The organism is Bacillus aerolatus, assembly GCF_009183655.1.
Classification (GTDB): domain Bacteria; phylum Bacillota; class Bacilli; order Bacillales; family Domibacillaceae; genus Pseudobacillus; species Pseudobacillus aerolatus.
On record NZ_WEIO01000003.1, the window covers coordinates 89,642 to 106,854 of the forward strand.

Here is a 17,213-nt window from a genome sequence, read left to right on the forward strand (position 1 = left end):
AGGCTGCTTTGCTCAAGAGTTAAAATTATTTTAATTCACTCATCAAGTCTGCTTTAATTAAGAATTCAGCAAGAATACGGGCCATTTGGTCACGTTTTGTAAATGCCGTCGGCTCAAAGTTGCCTTTGGTCGTACCGGCTACAATGCCTGCTTGGTAGGCACGGAGAACATCCTCACGAGTAGAAGCACCCACTTTTTTCGCATCTTTAAAATCTGTAATTTTCTTATTCTTGTTAAACTTCTCTTTATCAAAGTCGACGAAACTTAAGTTCAGCGCACGGCCGATCATTGCTGTTGCTTCCGCACGGGTAATTCTGTCATTTGGAGCAAATGTGCCATTTTTCTTACCAGCGACAACGCCATTTTTCACAGCTGCCATTAATGCACCTTCTACGTTAAACCACTCATCGCCTTTCACATCTTTAAAACGGCCATCATAATCAGCTCCCGGAAGACCTAATGCGCGAGTCAGTAATACAGCAAATTGCGCACGAGTCATATATTCATCCGGACCGTATTTGCCATTTGTTTTTCCGCTGATGATATACTTTGAAGCTAATGACTCAATATAGTTTTCCGCCCAATTATTACCTTTGTCAACATCAGGGAAAGTTACATTTCCTTCAATCACTGTGTACACAGAGCTTCTTAACGATTTAACAACCGCTTTTTGTTTGTCGTCTTCCGTCACAAACCTAGTTGGTACAGCACTGAACGTATTGTCATCATTAACGCGTACACCTGTTGCACGATTCGTATTCACATTAGCATTTAAGCCGAATCCGCGTTTTACATATTCGTTCCCTACATTGCGTAAAATAACTGATTTATCACCGCCGACAGCTTCTACAGAGAAATCAACGATTTGCGAAAGAACTTTTGCTCCCTTCGCTTGAACTGCTTTCGTTACTTCTAGAGCTCTTGCAGATGGAACAGGATTCACAGATACTTTTAAAGATAATTCAGAAACTGGCACACCGAGTTTTTTCGCAAGCGCAGCTGTGTCCACATCCTCTACTTCAATTTCATAAGAAACGCCGTCTCCTTGTACAGTAATATCTGCATCTGGCGCTTTTGCTTTGAGCTTATCTATCAACTCCGCAGGAATCAATAAAGAAACTGTTTGTCCAACTTCCACTTTCGGAAGATTAATTACTACCTCATCTTTCTCTGGCGTAACAACTGCCACAATCTCATCAATCAATGCATCGGGAATCGTCCCAATGACTTCATTTCCGTTTGCTTCCACAACAGGAGTAACCTCTACCCCATCATCTGTTGGAGTGGTGTCACCAGGAGTTGGTCCAGGCGTACCGCCTCCACCATTACCAGGAGGGGTCGGTTCTTCTGGCTTCTCATTTGCTTTTTTCAGCGCTTTGACTACAACTTTTGCTGCTGAAAGATTAGGGTCTATTTTTTGGACAAGCTCTTTTATCGCCCCAGGTGCTTCCTCTTGATTAATATTTCGTAAAATGGTCTTTGTTATGACGGCATTTTCACTCGGATCTTTGGCCGACAACAACGCCCTTGTCAAAGCAATCGCATGTTTTTCTTCGCTAAGATCCTCTATCTCTGTCAACTGAATAATATCTAAAAACTTTTGTTCAACATTCGCCACATACGTTAAATACTGGTCCATTGTAATCGAAGTTCCCTCTGATTCAAATACTGCTTCTACATTTGGGCTTTGTTCTTTAGCGAAGGCTTCGATATCCTCCTTTTTCGCTTCCAGAAGATTTACTTCTGTAATAAAGTCAATCGTAGCTACAAATAGAGCCCTTCCTTCCTCTGATACAGGAGCTTTGAGAATTCGATCAACGTAGTCTTCTGCGCTAATTCTATCAGCTTTTTCTTGGGCCTCATTAAGAACCTGAATGTCTTCATCCGTTAGATGCTTTCTTACAGTTTGCAAGTAAGCTACCAAACTTTCTAAATCTGTAAAGTTCAAGTTTTGTTCCGCTGCTTCTACTTGATCAGCATGGAAACCCCCTCCAAATGCAGCAATCGGCGTAAAAGCTACTGTAGCAGCAATCATTGCTTTCAACGCTTTGTTACTAAACGGATACCTTTTCATTCTCATCTCCCCTTACTTAATATACTCTCTATGTAGGTTGTACATTGTTGAAAATAAGAATTAGAAATAAATCCAATTATTCTCATAAAGATTACACACACACATCATAGCTTATAACATTCTGACAATCAAACAAAATTGGATAAATAGTTATATAATACCAATTTTATCATTATATTCTTTTCTGCCTATCTTTTACTGTTTGCAATGCTATACTGTTAAAAAATCAAATTAACGGAGGCTGGTAAGTACATGAGGAAATTCATCAAATTTTCTTTAGTGGCTTTGCTAGTACTGGCTGCTGGTACGGGAGCTGCGATTTACTACTTTGCAAAAGTAAAAAATTATGATGTTGCCGATCAAAAAGTTGATGAAATTATCGAAAAACAATACAGCATCAAGCTGCCTGATGGGACATCGCTCCCAGAAGGAATTAAGAAAGATGCAGATGGAAGTGTGTGGATAGACAAGAATGGCCATTATATACTAGAGAATGGCAGCACGGTCGCCCCTGAAAAATGGATGACTGAAAATAGCCAACTCGGCAACAGCGGAATAGCGAGCGCCAACACATTAGCTGACGGGGGAAACGATCCAAATAAAAAAGTGACCGTTGATACTATTAAAAACCGCTATGCTTCTACTTTTAGCAATTTACAGGGACAGGCAGAAAACCAATTAGGAACTTTAGTCGGACAAGCAAAAAAAGAATACACTCAAAAGTTAGCAAACGGTGAAAAAATCAATCCGGCTTATTTTTATCAAAAATACTCCAATGCAGCAGATGCGGTTGAGTCGAAAACTGACGCTGCTTTTAACACCGTCTACAACACACTAAAAAATGATTTGAAAAATAACAACTACAGCACTTCTCATGCCGAGCCATTTAAAACGAGCTATGAAAATGTAAAAGCACAACAGAGAAACGAGTTAATGAAAAAGGTCACCGGCAGATAATAATTGTCTCTCCCTTCCTTAACGTTTCGATCACCAAAAAGGGTAACGAAAAAAGGAGCAATTCCCCTATTAAGAGGAGTTGCTCCTTTTTTCGTTGCTATATTAATTATAAAGAGCGGCCTATGGAATTAGCGGCCAGCTGTTTGTCCTCTGCTTGGCTGCCGCTTTTTCAATCGGATGACCGGGTTTCAGCGGGAATCACGCATTTATAGTCGACATTTCGAGTTTTACAGCCGGTTATGGCGAATTCACAGTCGGTTTTCCGCTTTTTGCAGTCCATATCGTCTATTTTGCAAACGCCAAGGCAGTTTGTGGCCTAATCTACAAATGACCCATCGAAAGAAATGTAAATATTATTAAAATAGTGTAAATATTTCAATAAAATAGTCTATTCAGTCTAGTTAATATTAACCACTATGATATAGTAAAACTGAATTTGATGATAATGAGGGGGATACGTACTTATGAAAATTGTTAAACGTTACAAAATTTCGTTACGCACTATGGCTCTTGTCGAACAATATCATCACGATTATAACACGATTATTTATGACGAAGATGGCGTCTATTACTCCAAACAAACTGTAAGATCGATTCTCGAAGACGCCTGCATGCGCGGATTTTCCACGTATGAAGGCAGGACCAAAGTTGCTCGCAAGCTCCTGAATTACATTCAGAAGACACCGTTGCTTATTTGTCTCAATAAAAACATTTGCGCCTTTCCAACGATGTCACCAAACAATTACGGCTGCATTTGGATCATTCATCACCAAGTCCAAAACTGCCAGATGAAGGATCGCAAACTAACCGTTACATTTAATAATGGCACACAGCTGCCGCTCGATTGTTCTCTCCGTGTCTTCAAACAACAACAAGAACGCACGTCTAACTGCATCAATTACTACTATCGTAATTTGTTGACTTAATGTTACAAACAACGTTTTCTGTCATACTTTTAAGGGCTATTAAGACATCGTCTGGGAATTTTGCCATGCAGCCTATATAACAACATACATACATATTATGATTTTCATCCAGTAACGGGCCCCGCTCAATGAGTTGGGGTTTTTACTAGTTTGTAGAACGATTTAAAGCCTCCATCTCTTCCTCATTTAATATAGAAGCAGATCATTACTAGGCAGTCTTTTCGTTATATGCAAATAGAAACTTTTGCCTCATTATGTCGAATAAATGGCTATTTTTACAACTTTTCCGACCTTTTTCTCAACTTTTGAAATATTACGGAAATAAACACCAAAATATTTAAAAAATGCTAAAATGAAAACTGCATTTGCCAAAAACCTATTAAGGCGGTGGTTATTATTAGAAAACTATTTATCTGTCTAGCTTCTTTTCTGCTCTTTTTCTCGTTGCAGACAGATCCATTAACGGCAAAAGCAGCGCAAAGTACGATTCAAATTGCTGTACACAAAGCGAATATTCGCAGTGAGCCAAGCATGACATCAAGTGTAATCGGACAAGCAGACAGGAATGAGCAGTACTCTGTGTTGAAAGAAAAATATGACTGGTATCAAATTCAGCTGGACAACGGCAAAAAAGGCTGGGTGGCCGGTTACATTGTGACAAAGACTCATCAAGCGAATCGGTCATCGAGCAGCAATAGTTTATCTGGCACGATTCAAATTGCAGTAAATAAAGCGAATGTCCGCAGTGAGCCGAGCAAGACGGCAAGCGTGATCGCTCAGGCTGATCGAAATGAACAGTATCAAGTGATGAAAGAGAAATATGGCTGGTATCAAATTCAGCTGGCTAACGGCAAAAAAGGCTGGGTAGCCGGTTATATTGTGATAAAAGGCAGCGGCGGAACTCAGCAGGCTGTGAAAGGAACTTCCTCCAAAAAAACAGGTACGATCACTGCGGATAATTTACATGTCCGAAACAGCCCTTCTTTATCAGCCGGCATTATGGGGAAACTACATATTGGCGACCAAGTAACGGTAGCCGGGACAAAAAATGATTGGGTGAACATTACTTATAAAAGTCAGGATGCCTGGGTAAACAAACAGTTTATTCGAATCAATGAAGCGAATAAGCTAAGCAATACTCAAGCTTCTGTTGATGGGTTTGCCGTCATATTACACGACAGAACAAACATCCGCTCCGCTGCAGGGGTATCCTCTTCAGTTGTCACTAAAGGTTCTCAAGGTGAACGGTATCCAATCATTGGCCGGGAAGGCGACTGGTATAAAATTACGTTAGCAAGCGGCAGGCAAGCATATGTGGCCAGTTGGGTTGTATCAGTAAATGGAGAAGGCAACGCCAGCACGGCTCCTTCCGCTCAAACAACACAGCCAAATGCTAGCCGCTCCACGAGTCTGCAAGGTAAAACCATTGTTTTAGACCCGGGTCATGGCGGCAAAGATCCTGGCGCTACCAGCATGAAAGGGACGTTCGAAAAATATTTAACGATGCAAACGTCGCAGCTCTTGTATCAGAAATTGACAAAGGCAGGAGCCACTGTCATTTTAACCCGCTCAAATGACAGCTATGTCTCTCTTCCTTCACGAGTATCGGCATCTAACCACCTTAAAGCCGATGCCTTCATTAGCATTCACTATGACAGTACATACCACGCAGGAGCGAATGGGTTCACGACTTATTATAAACATGGGTATCAAGAGACCCTCGCAAAAAGTGTGAATAAGGAACTTACCCGCACCCTGCCTTTAAAAGATCGTGGTACTCGCCAAGGTGATTATTACGTTATTCGCGAAAATAGCCAGCCTGCTATTTTGCTGGAGCTTGGTTATTTAAGCAACCCGCGGGAAGGATCATTAATCGTCACTACGCCATATCAGGAGTCTGTCACGAATAGTATTTACAACGGATTAAATTCATATTTCAGTCGTTAATTTTTAACGGGGCTGTTCCTAGTCAGTTTTCACTGACTTTCGGAACAGCCCTGTTTTTATGTGTATGGATAGGAGTGACTAACTTTATTGTATTCTTTTAGACAAATCTTGAGCGGCGTGCATATTCTGGCTGTTCCTGCGCATAAACCGGACCTGTGCGCGCAAAAAATCGTTCAACTCGCGCACAAAGTCTCGTGACCGGCGCACAAGTCTATTTGCCGCGCACATTTCGATGATTTTCGTTCAGAAAGCCATCATAGCCGTGCATAAACGCCAATGACCTGCGCATAACGCCGTACGCTCCGTTGTATTTAATGAAGAAAGTGAACGCTGCCTAATGCTAAAAAGGCAGCGTTGTGTCATTTCGTTATAAGTAAATTGGCCGTACGGCAGCGTCGAACCGTCCGTCTATAGGCACCGTTCCCTTTGTTTGCCGTATCGATCCTGAAAATGATTCCCGCTATGCTTGATTCAACCCGGGAATACAAGGAACGCGCGCTTCCATAAAGGAAGAGTTTAATGGCAAGCTTTGATGAAATGGTGGCCGATTTTACCCCGATGATCCACCATGTGATGAAGTCACTGCATATTTACAAAGACGAAGATGAATTTTTTCAAGTCGGGCAAATTGCGCTTTGGGAAGCTTCTCAAAAATTCACTGAAAACAAAGGCAAGTTCTCCAACTATGCCTATACTTACATGAAAGGACGGATGATGAATGCTTTAAAAAGAGCAAACGAAACAAAAGAGCGGAACGTGTATCCGGATGAGCCGTTTTGGGAAGCACAAGCCGGCGGCCAAAGCGACACCCCCTTTGAATTAGACGCATTACTCTCTTACGCAGGAGACTTAAGCGCAAGAGAAAAAACGTGGCTCGTCTGTACGTTTTACTACTGCATGACCATTACAGACATCGCCGCCCAAGAAAACGTTTCCCCATCCGCCGTGAAAAAATGGCGTAAACGAGCGATTGAAAAACTTAAAAGTAGCGGGCGGGGATTGTTGATGGATTAACAAACACCCTTGCCGGAGTTAAGCCACAGATTTGACTATAAATCGGCGCTAGCCGACTGTAATTTGGGTTTGACCGACTATAAATCCGCAGCGGCCGCCTGCAAATTGATGAATACCGACTGTAATCAAACAAGAAGGTGTCCCAAAAGTCTAAACTTCTAGGACACCTTCTTGCACTTTCCAGATTATTAAATAAGATTCATCACCCTGCTTTTATCCTAGGTAATGCTAGACTTCACTCGAAACTTCGTTTTATCATACACCGTCCCCTTTACTCTCATAGATCAGTCATAATTCCAATCAAATCATATTGATAAAAGCGTCGGTTTCGTTTTCGATCATCGCCAAAGATCATTTGCAATTGCATGAGTTGAGCTAGGCTTTTTCGGATTGTGGCAGGGGCTAAATCAGTCGCTTCTTGAATCTGATGCACTGTAGCGATTGGATTCATAAATAATGCTCCCCAGACTTTTTTCGTCGATGGCTGAGCAAGCTTTGAAATTCCTTTATGGTATAACTTTTCCGCTTGGTCAAGTTTTTCGTATTGATGTTCGGCCATTCTTGTTGCAGCATCCAGGAAAAAGATGATCCAGTTTTTCCAATCTGGTTCTTCCCTCCCAATTGCCCGAACGCCGTTTAACATAGCGTAATATTTAAATTTTTCCCGCTCAAGTTCTTCGCTTAAGAAAAAGATGGGCGAATCAATAAGTTTTGATTGAAGTAAATACAGGACGATTAAAATTCTACCGAGGCGTCCATTCCCATCCAAAAAAGGATGAATCGATTCAAATTGAGCATGGATAATAGCCGCTTTTATGAGAGGGTGCAAGGACTCTTCTTCCTCTGAGTCCGTATACGCATTCCCATTAATATATTTCTCCAAGTTCGCCATATACCCTCCCATTAATTGTGGTTCAGGCGGTATATACGAGGCATCCTTCATTTGCTTAGTAGGTCCAATAAAGTTCTGAATCCGGCGGTATGCACCAGACGCACTAGTCGAACCTCGGGCACCTTCCATTAAAATTTTATGCATATCACGAATTAAGCGTTCTGTTAACGGATAGCCCGTTTGAATAGTTTCTACACCAAGCTTCAAAGCATTCTGGTAGTTACGAACTTCTGTTTTTTTCCAATCGGACTGCTGATCAATCTTGTCTTCGAGCATTTCGCTAAATGTGACTTGCGTGCCTTCGATACGGGTAGATTGAACAGATTCTTGTAGTGTCAATAACTGAATAAATGATTCATTCACTAAAGAATAAGTAAGCTTCTGTCTCAACTTTTCCAATTTAGCTGATGCCTCAACCACTTTTTTGTAAAATGCCAGCTCTGTCTCAGGATCAAACTTGAGCGGCAGGAATGGTAATTGATAAGGTTGTTTCACGTTTACACACCACCTAAGATAATTATTATCCTTTTATTATCTTATAATACGCTAAAGTGTGCGTTTACGCTATTTTTCCTTTTAAAAAAATCGTAAAATAACCTATTTAGGGATTGTTGATGGAGCAGAAGCGGCGATTCATCCCCTATTTCCCTTAAATAAAAAAGCAGGGAGCCAAATGAATGGCTCCCCGCCTTTAGTCCTTCCAATTGTCTGTATGGTGCCTGACATCCTATTTTTGTCACGTTTCCGCGGGAGAAAGTGTACAATAAAAAGAAGCATTGATGAATCACACCAATGCCCATTTTTCGGAAATGACTTATTAGCAGGAGTCTTTATCGTCTTTTAAAAGGACAAAGTCTTTGAATAAAACTAAAGCTTCTGTAAAGTTGCCTACTTGGTCAATAGCAACAGCGTTAAATACAACTTGGCCATTATGACGTTTATTGCTTAGAATGGTTACACGCACTTCGTATGAGTCTACTGCAGAGATGTTAGCAAAAAAGTGTTGTGTTCTCCCCGCTGGAATTTGAACTTGTGCTCCAGGCAGTACTTGGACAGCCATTGGATTAGTCGGAGTTCCCGGTGGTGCAGCAGACGTATCCGCATCCCCCCAGTTAAATACTTCTACTTTGACAGAAACACGCCGGTCTCCAAAGTTAGTAACAGACACATATAAGTCTTGCGCAATGTTTGCATCTCCCTCAGCACTGTCATCGTTCACGATCACCCCGGAAGTGTAAACTTTTTCGTGCTCGTCATTCCTGTCATGCTTGTTGCACTTGTCATGTCTGTCATGTCTGTCATCCTTGTCACACTTGTCATGTCTATCATCCTTGTCGCACTTGTCATGCCAGTCATGCTTGTTACACTCATCGCATCTGACACTATCATGCTTACATTTCCTGCAGCCCCAATGATTACTTCCCATACTTTATTCTCCTTTTCCTTAAGATTGCCAAGTTAAAAGTAACTAATCCCCTGGCTTACTATATCTTATGAATGCTTGAATGAATGGCGATAGTTCGTCCACCTATTTTTTAAAAAAGAGTGATTCTGCCTACCTTTCTTCCTTACAATTTGCTCTTGCCGTCTAGATTTTAAAAACGGGCAGGGATTGTTAATTGATTAAAGGAGTTAAACTGCCGAACACTAAACAGAAAAAAGAGCCAGAGAGTCAATAATTAACTCTCTGGCCCTTATACTTTCCAGATCCTCGAATAAGGCTCGTCATCCTGTTTTTATTCTAGGCAGTCCTTTAACCCCGCAATAGTGCGTTTCTATCCATCTAACAAACTATTTACGGTTATTTTCTTTAGTGGTACAATGATCAAAATATATTTTGACAGGAGATCGACACGATGAACAACTACAAACTTTTCACAGCAGCAACTGCTGTTACTATAGCCGCTGTGAGTGTTTCCTCACCATCAAATGCAGAATCTGTCCATTCATTTACAGATGTAGGAAAAAATTATGACGAAGCAGTCAGCTTTTTATATGAAAATGAAATTATTAATGGGATATCTCCTACAAAATTCGGCATCGATCAGCCATTAAAGCGCGGTGATGCAGCGGTTATTTTAGCCAATGCACTCGGACTTGATACTGAGAGCGCTCCTGATGCAGGTTTTAAAGATGTAAACAAACGTATTAAAGGATCGGTTAATGCGCTGGCAGAAGCAGGCATTGTTTCTGGTGTAACCAAAACAGAATTTAAACCTGACGAGACATTGAGCCGCGGCGCGATGGCAAAATTTCTTGTACTAGGGTTTGAATTACAAGAGTATGAAACGGAAACACCATTTACAGATGTAGGCGGAGTGTTTGCTCCGTATATTGAAGCACTTTATGGCGCTGAAATTACTAGCGGCAAGACAGCGACTTCATACGGAACACACCTCGATATTAAACGTGGTGAGTTTTCAAACTTGTTGTACAATACAATCTTGTTTATGCTCGAAGATTTCTATTTCCCTGTCATTGAAAGTGCGAAAGTGACATCAACTACCTCAACCGAAATTGTGTTAACAGAAGCAGTCCCGCCTGAATATAGTGCGAGAGAAACAGCGGAGTCCTTCTTCTTTTCAGTTAAATTAAAAGACGGATCTGAAACGGATTTTGAACCGACTGCATACACATTGTCCGCAGACCGTAAAACATTGACGATTGAGCATAAAAATTATGATTTGAACGGAAAAGAAGGCATCATGGTCATTGACGACTGGGAAACTGTCTTTGAAGCTCCATTCAATTATAAACAAGTGTCGACTACGACAAGTTACAATGTAACGGACGAGACATTTGATTATACACACTTGCTTCCTGCTACAGAAGGAACTGCAATTTAAATAAGTAGAGGGCCATTGGGTAAGTAATTCCGATAACGTGGAGAAACATTATAAATAGCACAAAAAATTGAGGGTCAAATCATATAGATTTGACCCTCAATTTTTTATTGTCTTATAAAGGCTTCATTTGTTTTAACAGGAAAAATGGCATTGCTTTTTTTGCACGTATAGTACTTAACGCCTTTTTAATTTTTGTTATATTGTGAATATTCTTGCTAATTTTTCATAATCTCTTTTTTTTACAAAAGATCATGTAATAATAACTTATGGTCTTGCGTAACTAATGGCCAACATAATGAGAATAAAAAAGATCAAAAAGAAAAAACGCTTATTTATACTCATCTCTGCAGTTAACTCATTTTTCTTTTAGAAGATGGGAGGTAAAATTTTATGACAACAATTTCTCCACCTCTATGTTAAATGAAAATATCTTAATGATTCTCGAGCCAATATGAAACTATGAAGAGGAGGATGTTCGATATGTTTAAAAGTAAAACTTTGGTGTCTTCTACTATAGCTGTGATGACATTATCAGTAATGTTTGGATTGAATCAAACGAGTATGGCTTCTTCTACACCGAAACAAGGAAAAGAGGGAACAACTGCATCCGATGTAAACGCAGCGCCGCCCGCAGCTGGGCAAATAAACCCTACGTTTACCCCTTATTTTGGCCAAAGCTACAAGCAGCCTGAACAAGTCAAAGCATTATATCCAAAGCCTGATATCAGCTTCGATACTCCTGCATTTAAAGAAGGTAAGTCGGACTTCACAACGCAAGAGGAAATGATGCAGTTCTTGAAGGAATTAGATGGAAAAAGCGACCTCATGAAGATGGAGACCTCTCTATATTCGCTTGAGGGGCGCGAGATGCCGCTGCTTATTTTTACAACAAGCGAAAGTGAACATTCAGCTGATTTTAAACGTAAGCCAACAGTTTGGATGGAAGCACAAATTCATGGCAATGAGCCAGCTGCAGGCGAGTCTGCTTTAGTGACAGCGCAGCAACTGGCCACGGGTAAACTCGGTCAAGAAGTGCTCAAAAAGATCAACGTTGTCATGGTCCCCCGAAAAAATCCAGATGGATCTTACTATTTTCAACGGGAGAATGCGAAACGGCTGGATGCGAACCGTGACCATATGAAATTTGAATTGTCGGAAATCAGAGAAGTTACTAAAGTATTTAATCGATTTAAACCAGAAGTGTCCATTGCCTTGCATGAAGAAGGCGTTGTATCCGATGCATTTTCCGACGTTGGCGAAGAGGGAGCACTGAAATACCACGATATTACTATGGCGAAACAATATAACTTAAATACTCCGAAGTCCATCTTTGAAAAGACCGATGACTGGTTAATTAACCGTGCTCATAGGGATCTAGCGAAAAGTGGTTACTCTTCTAGTACGTATCTCGTGCCTGAGCGTTCTGATAAGGGCGAATACATTGTATCAGAAGTAGGAACAGAGCCGCGCTATGAAACTACTTTCCAAGGCCTTCAGCCGAGTTTTTCTTTATTTGTTGAAAGCCGGGGGATCGGTATTGGCCGAGAAAACTTTGAACGCAGAGTAGCTTCACAAGTAGCTGCCCAAACTAGTTTATTAAAGACAGCTGCCAAGCAAGCCAAACAAATAAAAGCTACTGTTGACGCCGCAAGAGCAGAAGTCGTACGAAAAGGTGAAACAGTAAAGGATAATGATAAAATCGTTATCAATAGCACAACTAAAGAAATTGCTAGTAATAATCGAATGAAAGTTGTGGACATCGCCAAAGGAGAAGTTGTAGAGATACCAGTCAAATACCTTAGCCTTGATAAGGGAGTCCCTACTCTGGAACGCATCCGTCCAAATGCATACATTTTGCCTCCGGCTTACCACGAGATTGCTGAAAAACTGCAAATAGCAGGCGTTGAAGTAAGTAAATTGAAAGAGGAAAAGGTGCTGGCAGTAGAACGTTACAAAGTCACTGAACAAAAGGCAGACGAGCGTTACTACCAGGGACATTTGTTGAACCACGTTAAAACAGAAGTACAAGAAAAAGAGTACTTCTTTCCAAAGGGAAGCTACGTCTTCCAAATGAATCAGCCTGCAGCTAACCTCATTGCAGAGGCTCTTGAGCCCGAAGCTGTAGATAGCTACGTTACATTTAACTTTATACCTGCTGACCTCGGCAACGAATTGCCGATCTACCGATATATGAAGGAAGACAAACTCAATGTAGAAGCTGTGAAAAACTAAAACAGAAAGTAAAAGAGAAAAGGCAAAGAACCAACTAAATGGTCCTCTGCCTTTTTCTCTTCCGATAAAAGTAAACAGCGATGAATATAGCTAGAACGATGAAAGGAATTAAATAAACACTATATTGAGCAAGATAAAATGTGACTTTATGCCACTTTCGCCCCAATTCCCGGCCTAATGTGATAAAAGTGAACACCCATAAAGCAGCACCGGAGTAGGCAAACAAAGCAAATTTTCTATACGGCAAGCAGTTAATGGCGGCCAAATAAGCAATCGGGCTAAGTTATCTTAGTAGTTGCCTACCTTGTTTAGACTCACAAACTATGAAAAAAGCTTTGCGGAGATCCCCCATCAACATTCACGCTATATATTCATCCGATTCCACATCATTAGCTGCTTTTTTGCTGTAATATTTGCCTTTTGTAGCGAGTGCCAGCACAATTGTGAGTGCAAATGCTATGATGGCTGCAAAGAAGGCGGCGATATTTTGCAGGAAGATACCCATGTATCCAAAGGCTGCGATGGAACCTACTACACTGGCTGCGATTAAAGACACCACTCCAACCGGGTTCCATGCATATAAATATTCCTGCCTGTGCTCAAAATATTTAGGGCCGATTTTTAATAGTCTTTTCACAACAAAAGCATCGCACAAAAGAATGGCAGCCCAGGATAGAAGAAAAACACCTTGGAATGTAAGTAAACTGCCTAAGTGATCTAACACGCCGCCAAGCATTAAAATGATGGCAGCAATAGAAGTGAAGACGACCCAGAAATTCCGCCCTGGCTTAAATTTGAATACGTTTTCAAAAAAGTTCGCCAAAGATAAAGAGCTGCTGTATAAGTTAGTAATATTTATACGCAATTGCGTTAAGATCGTAAACAGCGCTCCCCCAATACCGAGAATTTGCACGAAGAAAACGCCTGGATTTTCTTCACCCATTTGAACGCCAAACCAAATACCGATAACCCCCATTATGAAGAAACAAACAAGCTGTGGAATAAACCCAACGGCAAATACACCTATTTTAAATTCTTCTTTTTTAATAAATCTCGCATAATCTGACACGAGCAGAGCCATGATTCCTACGAGGCCATTCATGATCCCGATGCAGGCAAGCAAAGATGCTCCGCCAACCTCTCCTCCTTCAGGAAGAAATGTCCATATACTCCCTTCAAAAGTTGACGTGTTGAGAACGATGAAAAAACCGGTACCGAGTAAAAGAATAAAGAGCGGCATCGACCACTTTTGCAGCTTGTCCAGCTGCTTAATGCCAAACCAGTTTAATGGAATAACAATCAGGCCGAAGAAAATCATTAACCCCCAGACCGGAACAAATGAAATATATTCATGAACAGCAGCAGCCATAATGGAACCTTCGATCGCACAATACATAATAAAATTGAGTGCATAGATTAACGAAGTAATTGACGCCCCGAAGTAACCAACCCCCCCGCCTCGGGCCATTAAGTTTACATTCAAACCAGACTTTGCTGCATAATAACAAATACCTATTCCAATGACGCCTGCTACTACAGTTGCGTAAATTTCTGCTATTAATGCATTAACTGCCCCAAAATTAATGGCCATCAAACTGCCCATTTGAATAAATAACATCGCCGTCGCCACGCCTAAAGTGACATTTGTAATACTTAGCCACCCCATCGTCCGGCCTTCTACAGGCACTTTTTCTAAAGCAAAATCATCTTTCTTTTCTTCTTTACTGACTTCCTCTCTTTTCTCCCCTGTTTTTGGCCTTAAAATCTCCACCATACCTTCATCCCCCTTGCTATATATTTTACAAAGCAACCAACAGCCAACTAACCAGCTTTCCTCCTTTGCCGCAGCTAATACTTTTTCAAATCCCCTTATTTAACATCTATTCTTCTTATAGAGCTACGATAATATAAGCAAGTATCACGCCAAAGTGCCCAATTTTCTAAAAATTATAAAAATTAGTTTGTTTTAGCCTATTTATCCTTCTTCTCTCCTGTTTACTGTCATTTTCTTGAACAAATAACAGTAAAAATACCAGCAAATAATTGCAAGTTTGAAATTTAAATTGCAGTTTTGGCTGTTTTCCCTTGCTAGATAGAGCGCTTATCGCCCACTTTTTGAACATCTATATGTACTGACGAGCCATTTGACCATTCACTTATTCCGACTCATGAAACAGCCTTTGATTCAGGAAAAACGCCTGGTGCCCTCCTCTTTTTTGAAAATCAAAAAAACAGCACAACATGCGCTGTTTTAGGAAATACTTTTATATTGTTTTGTTTCTTTTTTTAATAAGAATACGGTGAAAGTATAGATAATACAGATTCCAATCGGTACTACAACAAAGGCATCTTCAATAAAAAGCGAGCCAAGCATTCCCTTCAAAATGATTGGCTCGCTTTTTCTTTTATCTTGTGAACCTTTCGACGAACTCAGAGGTTCGGCCACGAGCACGATAAGTTAGCGATTCGTCAGTTCCGCTAATTCGAGAATTACGGCTCCGTTAATGACCGATTTTATACGCCCGACATTTGGTGCATAGTACACAAACGTGCCATCTTTATCGGTGACTTCAACTACGTTTCTAAATGTTCCCGCCGGAGTAGTGATAGTTTTCGTCATTGAGGTGATGGTGTGTTTTTTTCCGCTTCCCGAAGGACCTATTGGCCAAGATTGGCCGACTTTGACAGGATATTTCAAAAGCATCACTTCTTCAATTACCCCTTCAGATTCCATGTAACTGAAGTAATATCCGTTACTATCTTCTCTTTCTACCATCCTTGCATCTACCTTTTTACCGCCCTCATATACTTCCCATACATTCCAGCCATTAGACTGTTCTCCAGAAAACTTATAAACGATCGTTCCCACTTCATCCGCATGGTAATGGTAAACCTTGCTTTGATCCATCGCGTAACTTCTAGGTACTTCCACTTTAAATCGATCGTCTAACGCTCTCGCTAAAAAAGCGGAAAACTGAGCGCGGGTGACATCCACATTAGGCCGGTACGTATTATTCGGGTACCCGGCAGTAATTTTCTCCGCCAAAATTCGTTTAATGTACACATAGGCAGACATATTAGGTGAAACATCGGTGAAAGAAGCAGCGGCCTCCTCTGTTAGCTGAAAAGCTCTCGATAAGAAAATCGCCATTTGCCCCCGCGTGACAAATTCATGTGGACGATAAGTGCCATCTGGAAAACCGCTGATGATTCCTTTTTCCACTGCTGAAGCGATATAACCGCTCGCCTTTTGATTCGCTCCTACATCTGAAAACTTAGTGGCTCTTTGTTCGCCGCTTAACCGTAATGCTCTCCCAATCATAATCGCTGCGGCAGCCCGCGTTACTTCTTCATCGGGGCGAAAAGTAGAATCCGTATAGCCTGAGATGACCCCTTCACTCTCTAAAAATAACATTTCCTCATAAAAACGGTGGCTCTCTGTCAAATCTTTAAACCCGGCCGCCTTCGCACTAAAGCTAAAAGTACTAAATATTAAGGTAAATACAACTAGAAACAACAAGCTTCTTTTCATACTCACTCCCCCTTCTCTGCTTATACATATGGCGGCCATTCAATCTTTTATTCCCCTAAAATAGTGCCTGTCACCCGTCACTTTAAAGCAGTAACGCAGTGGGGGACTGACCCCGTTTCCCACAACATTTCCCATTCAGTCCGCCAAAATCTATGACCCTACAAAAAGAGAGCTAATCATTTCTTCCAAAATGATTAGCTCTCTTTTTCTTTTATCTTATAAAGCTTTCGACAAAACCAAGGGAGTGACAGGCACCCTACCTAAAATATTCTCTGTACACAATCTCTTCAAACGGTATATGCTTCTTCGGTTTCGGTTCTGCACTGATCTGTCCGATACCCATTACTGTTACGATACGGCGGTCGTCGGGGATGCTGAGTGCCTTTCGTACGTGAGACTCTCGTTTTTCTGACTCCTCTGCATCTTCCGAGTGATAAATCGCACCAAATGCAGCGCCCAGCTGTTCTTGTTCGGCGGCTAACCATATAAATGCTGATGCAATGGATGCATCTTGCAGCCAGTATTTACTTACATCCGGACGGCCTGTAATAGCAATTCCAGCTCCTGCATCCGCCAGCCATTTCATGAACGGAGTAGCCGTTGATAAATGAACGAGCTTTTCCCGATCCGTTACCACAATCAGCTCACGGGACGGCAAGTTATTCCCCGCAGGTGCCAAGTACCCTGCGCGAATAATTCGATTCAAGGCATCTTCATCCACTTTTTGTGCTAAAAATGCTGTGATTTCTCTTCGTTTTTCAATAGTTTCATGTACATTCATCCTCATTTCCCC

13 protein-coding genes are annotated in these 17,213 nt (G+C 41.2%); 6 read left to right on the forward strand and 7 right to left on the reverse strand.

The features are described from left to right. Positions 1-25 precede the first annotated feature (25 nt). Positions 26-2,074: an S-layer homology domain-containing protein gene (locus tag F9802_RS06560; protein ID WP_191991785.1), complete on the reverse strand. Its 2,049-nt coding sequence runs from the start codon at positions 2,072-2,074 to the stop codon at positions 26-28. A gap of 252 nt (positions 2,075-2,326) precedes the next feature. Here F9802_RS06560 and F9802_RS06565 point away from each other — a divergent pair, with 252 nt between their 5' ends. From F9802_RS06565 to F9802_RS06580, 4 genes are all read left to right on the forward strand, one after another. Next, positions 2,327-3,031: a hypothetical protein gene (locus F9802_RS06565; protein WP_152150374.1), complete on the forward strand. Its 705-nt coding sequence runs from the start codon at positions 2,327-2,329 to the stop codon at positions 3,029-3,031. A gap of 464 nt (positions 3,032-3,495) precedes the next feature. Further along, complete coding sequence (locus tag F9802_RS06570; protein ID WP_152150375.1) at positions 3,496-3,957, forward strand: competence protein ComK; 462 nt, start codon at positions 3,496-3,498, stop codon at positions 3,955-3,957. 387 nt (positions 3,958-4,344) lie between these two features. After that, entirely contained in the window at positions 4,345-5,904 is a 1,560-nt protein-coding gene (locus F9802_RS06575) for an N-acetylmuramoyl-L-alanine amidase (protein WP_152150376.1), read from the forward strand. Between the two features lie 519 nt (positions 5,905-6,423). After that, positions 6,424-6,918 (forward strand): sigma-70 family RNA polymerase sigma factor, encoded by a 495-nt coding sequence (locus F9802_RS06580; RefSeq protein WP_152150377.1) that lies wholly within the window; start codon positions 6,424-6,426, stop codon positions 6,916-6,918. Between the two features lie 277 nt (positions 6,919-7,195). Here F9802_RS06580 and F9802_RS06585 read toward each other — a convergent pair whose 3' ends face one another. From F9802_RS06585 to F9802_RS19560, 3 genes are all read right to left on the reverse strand, one after another. After that, on the reverse strand, positions 7,196-8,305 hold the full coding sequence (locus F9802_RS06585) for a Fic family protein (RefSeq protein ID WP_152150378.1): 1,110 nt from the start codon (positions 8,303-8,305) through the stop codon (positions 7,196-7,198). A gap of 322 nt (positions 8,306-8,627) precedes the next feature. Then, on the reverse strand, positions 8,628-9,029 hold the full coding sequence (locus tag F9802_RS06590; RefSeq protein WP_152150379.1) for a hypothetical protein: 402 nt from the start codon (positions 9,027-9,029) through the stop codon (positions 8,628-8,630). 2 nt (positions 9,030-9,031) lie between these two features. After that, positions 9,032-9,199 carry a hypothetical protein gene (locus F9802_RS19560; protein WP_191991786.1) on the reverse strand — a complete coding sequence of 56 codons (168 nt, stop codon included), beginning with the start codon at positions 9,197-9,199 and terminating at the stop codon, positions 9,032-9,034. A gap of 467 nt (positions 9,200-9,666) precedes the next feature. Between F9802_RS19560 and F9802_RS06595 the strand changes: the two genes are divergently transcribed. Together F9802_RS06595 and F9802_RS06600 are read left to right on the forward strand one after the other, a co-directional pair. Further along, positions 9,667-10,656: an S-layer homology domain-containing protein gene (locus F9802_RS06595; RefSeq protein WP_152150380.1), complete on the forward strand. Its 990-nt coding sequence runs from the start codon at positions 9,667-9,669 to the stop codon at positions 10,654-10,656. A 480-nt stretch (positions 10,657-11,136) separates the two neighbouring features. Continuing rightward, positions 11,137-12,888: a M14 family metallopeptidase gene (locus F9802_RS06600; RefSeq protein WP_191991787.1), complete on the forward strand. Its 1,752-nt coding sequence runs from the start codon at positions 11,137-11,139 to the stop codon at positions 12,886-12,888. Positions 12,889-13,246: 358 nt separating this feature from the next. Here the strand turns inward: F9802_RS06600 and F9802_RS06605 are convergent, their stop codons facing one another. The 3 genes from F9802_RS06605 to F9802_RS06615 all read right to left on the reverse strand — a co-directional run bounded on the left by F9802_RS06605 (position 13,247) and on the right by F9802_RS06615 (position 17,201). Further along, a complete protein-coding gene (locus F9802_RS06605) occupies positions 13,247-14,662 on the reverse strand; it encodes a purine-cytosine permease family protein (RefSeq protein ID WP_152150382.1) in 1,416 nt (471 codons plus the stop codon). Between the two features lie 684 nt (positions 14,663-15,346). Further along, positions 15,347-16,420 carry an S-layer homology domain-containing protein gene (locus F9802_RS06610; RefSeq protein ID WP_191991788.1) on the reverse strand — a complete coding sequence of 358 codons (1,074 nt, stop codon included), beginning with the start codon at positions 16,418-16,420 and terminating at the stop codon, positions 15,347-15,349. A 256-nt stretch (positions 16,421-16,676) separates the two neighbouring features. Further along, positions 16,677-17,201, reverse strand: coding sequence for a nitroreductase family protein (locus F9802_RS06615; RefSeq protein WP_152150384.1), 525 nt, complete (start codon positions 17,199-17,201; stop codon positions 16,677-16,679). Positions 17,202-17,213 lie beyond the last annotated feature (12 nt).

Excerpts from the sequence above, each read along its gene's own strand:
- F9802_RS06560 (WP_191991785.1), bottom strand. The coding sequence starts at position 2,074 with ATGAAAAGGTATCCGTTTAGTAACAAAGCGTTGAAAGCAATGATTGCT.
- F9802_RS06565 (WP_152150374.1), top strand. The coding sequence starts at position 2,327 with ATGAGGAAATTCATCAAATTTTCTTTAGTGGCTTTGCTAGTACTGGCT.
- F9802_RS06570 (WP_152150375.1), top strand. The coding sequence starts at position 3,496 with ATGAAAATTGTTAAACGTTACAAAATTTCGTTACGCACTATGGCTCTT.
- F9802_RS06580 (WP_152150377.1), top strand. The coding sequence starts at position 6,424 with ATGGCAAGCTTTGATGAAATGGTGGCCGATTTTACCCCGATGATCCAC.
- F9802_RS19560 (WP_191991786.1), bottom strand. The coding sequence starts at position 9,199 with ATGATAGTGTCAGATGCGATGAGTGTAACAAGCATGACTGGCATGACA.
- F9802_RS06595 (WP_152150380.1), top strand. The coding sequence starts at position 9,667 with ATGAACAACTACAAACTTTTCACAGCAGCAACTGCTGTTACTATAGCC.
- F9802_RS06600 (WP_191991787.1), top strand. The coding sequence starts at position 11,137 with ATGTTTAAAAGTAAAACTTTGGTGTCTTCTACTATAGCTGTGATGACA.
- F9802_RS06605 (WP_152150382.1), bottom strand. The coding sequence starts at position 14,662 with ATGGTGGAGATTTTAAGGCCAAAAACAGGGGAGAAAAGAGAGGAAGTC.
- F9802_RS06610 (WP_191991788.1), bottom strand. The coding sequence starts at position 16,420 with ATGAAAAGAAGCTTGTTGTTTCTAGTTGTATTTACCTTAATATTTAGT.
- F9802_RS06615 (WP_152150384.1), bottom strand. The coding sequence starts at position 17,201 with ATGAATGTACATGAAACTATTGAAAAACGAAGAGAAATCACAGCATTT.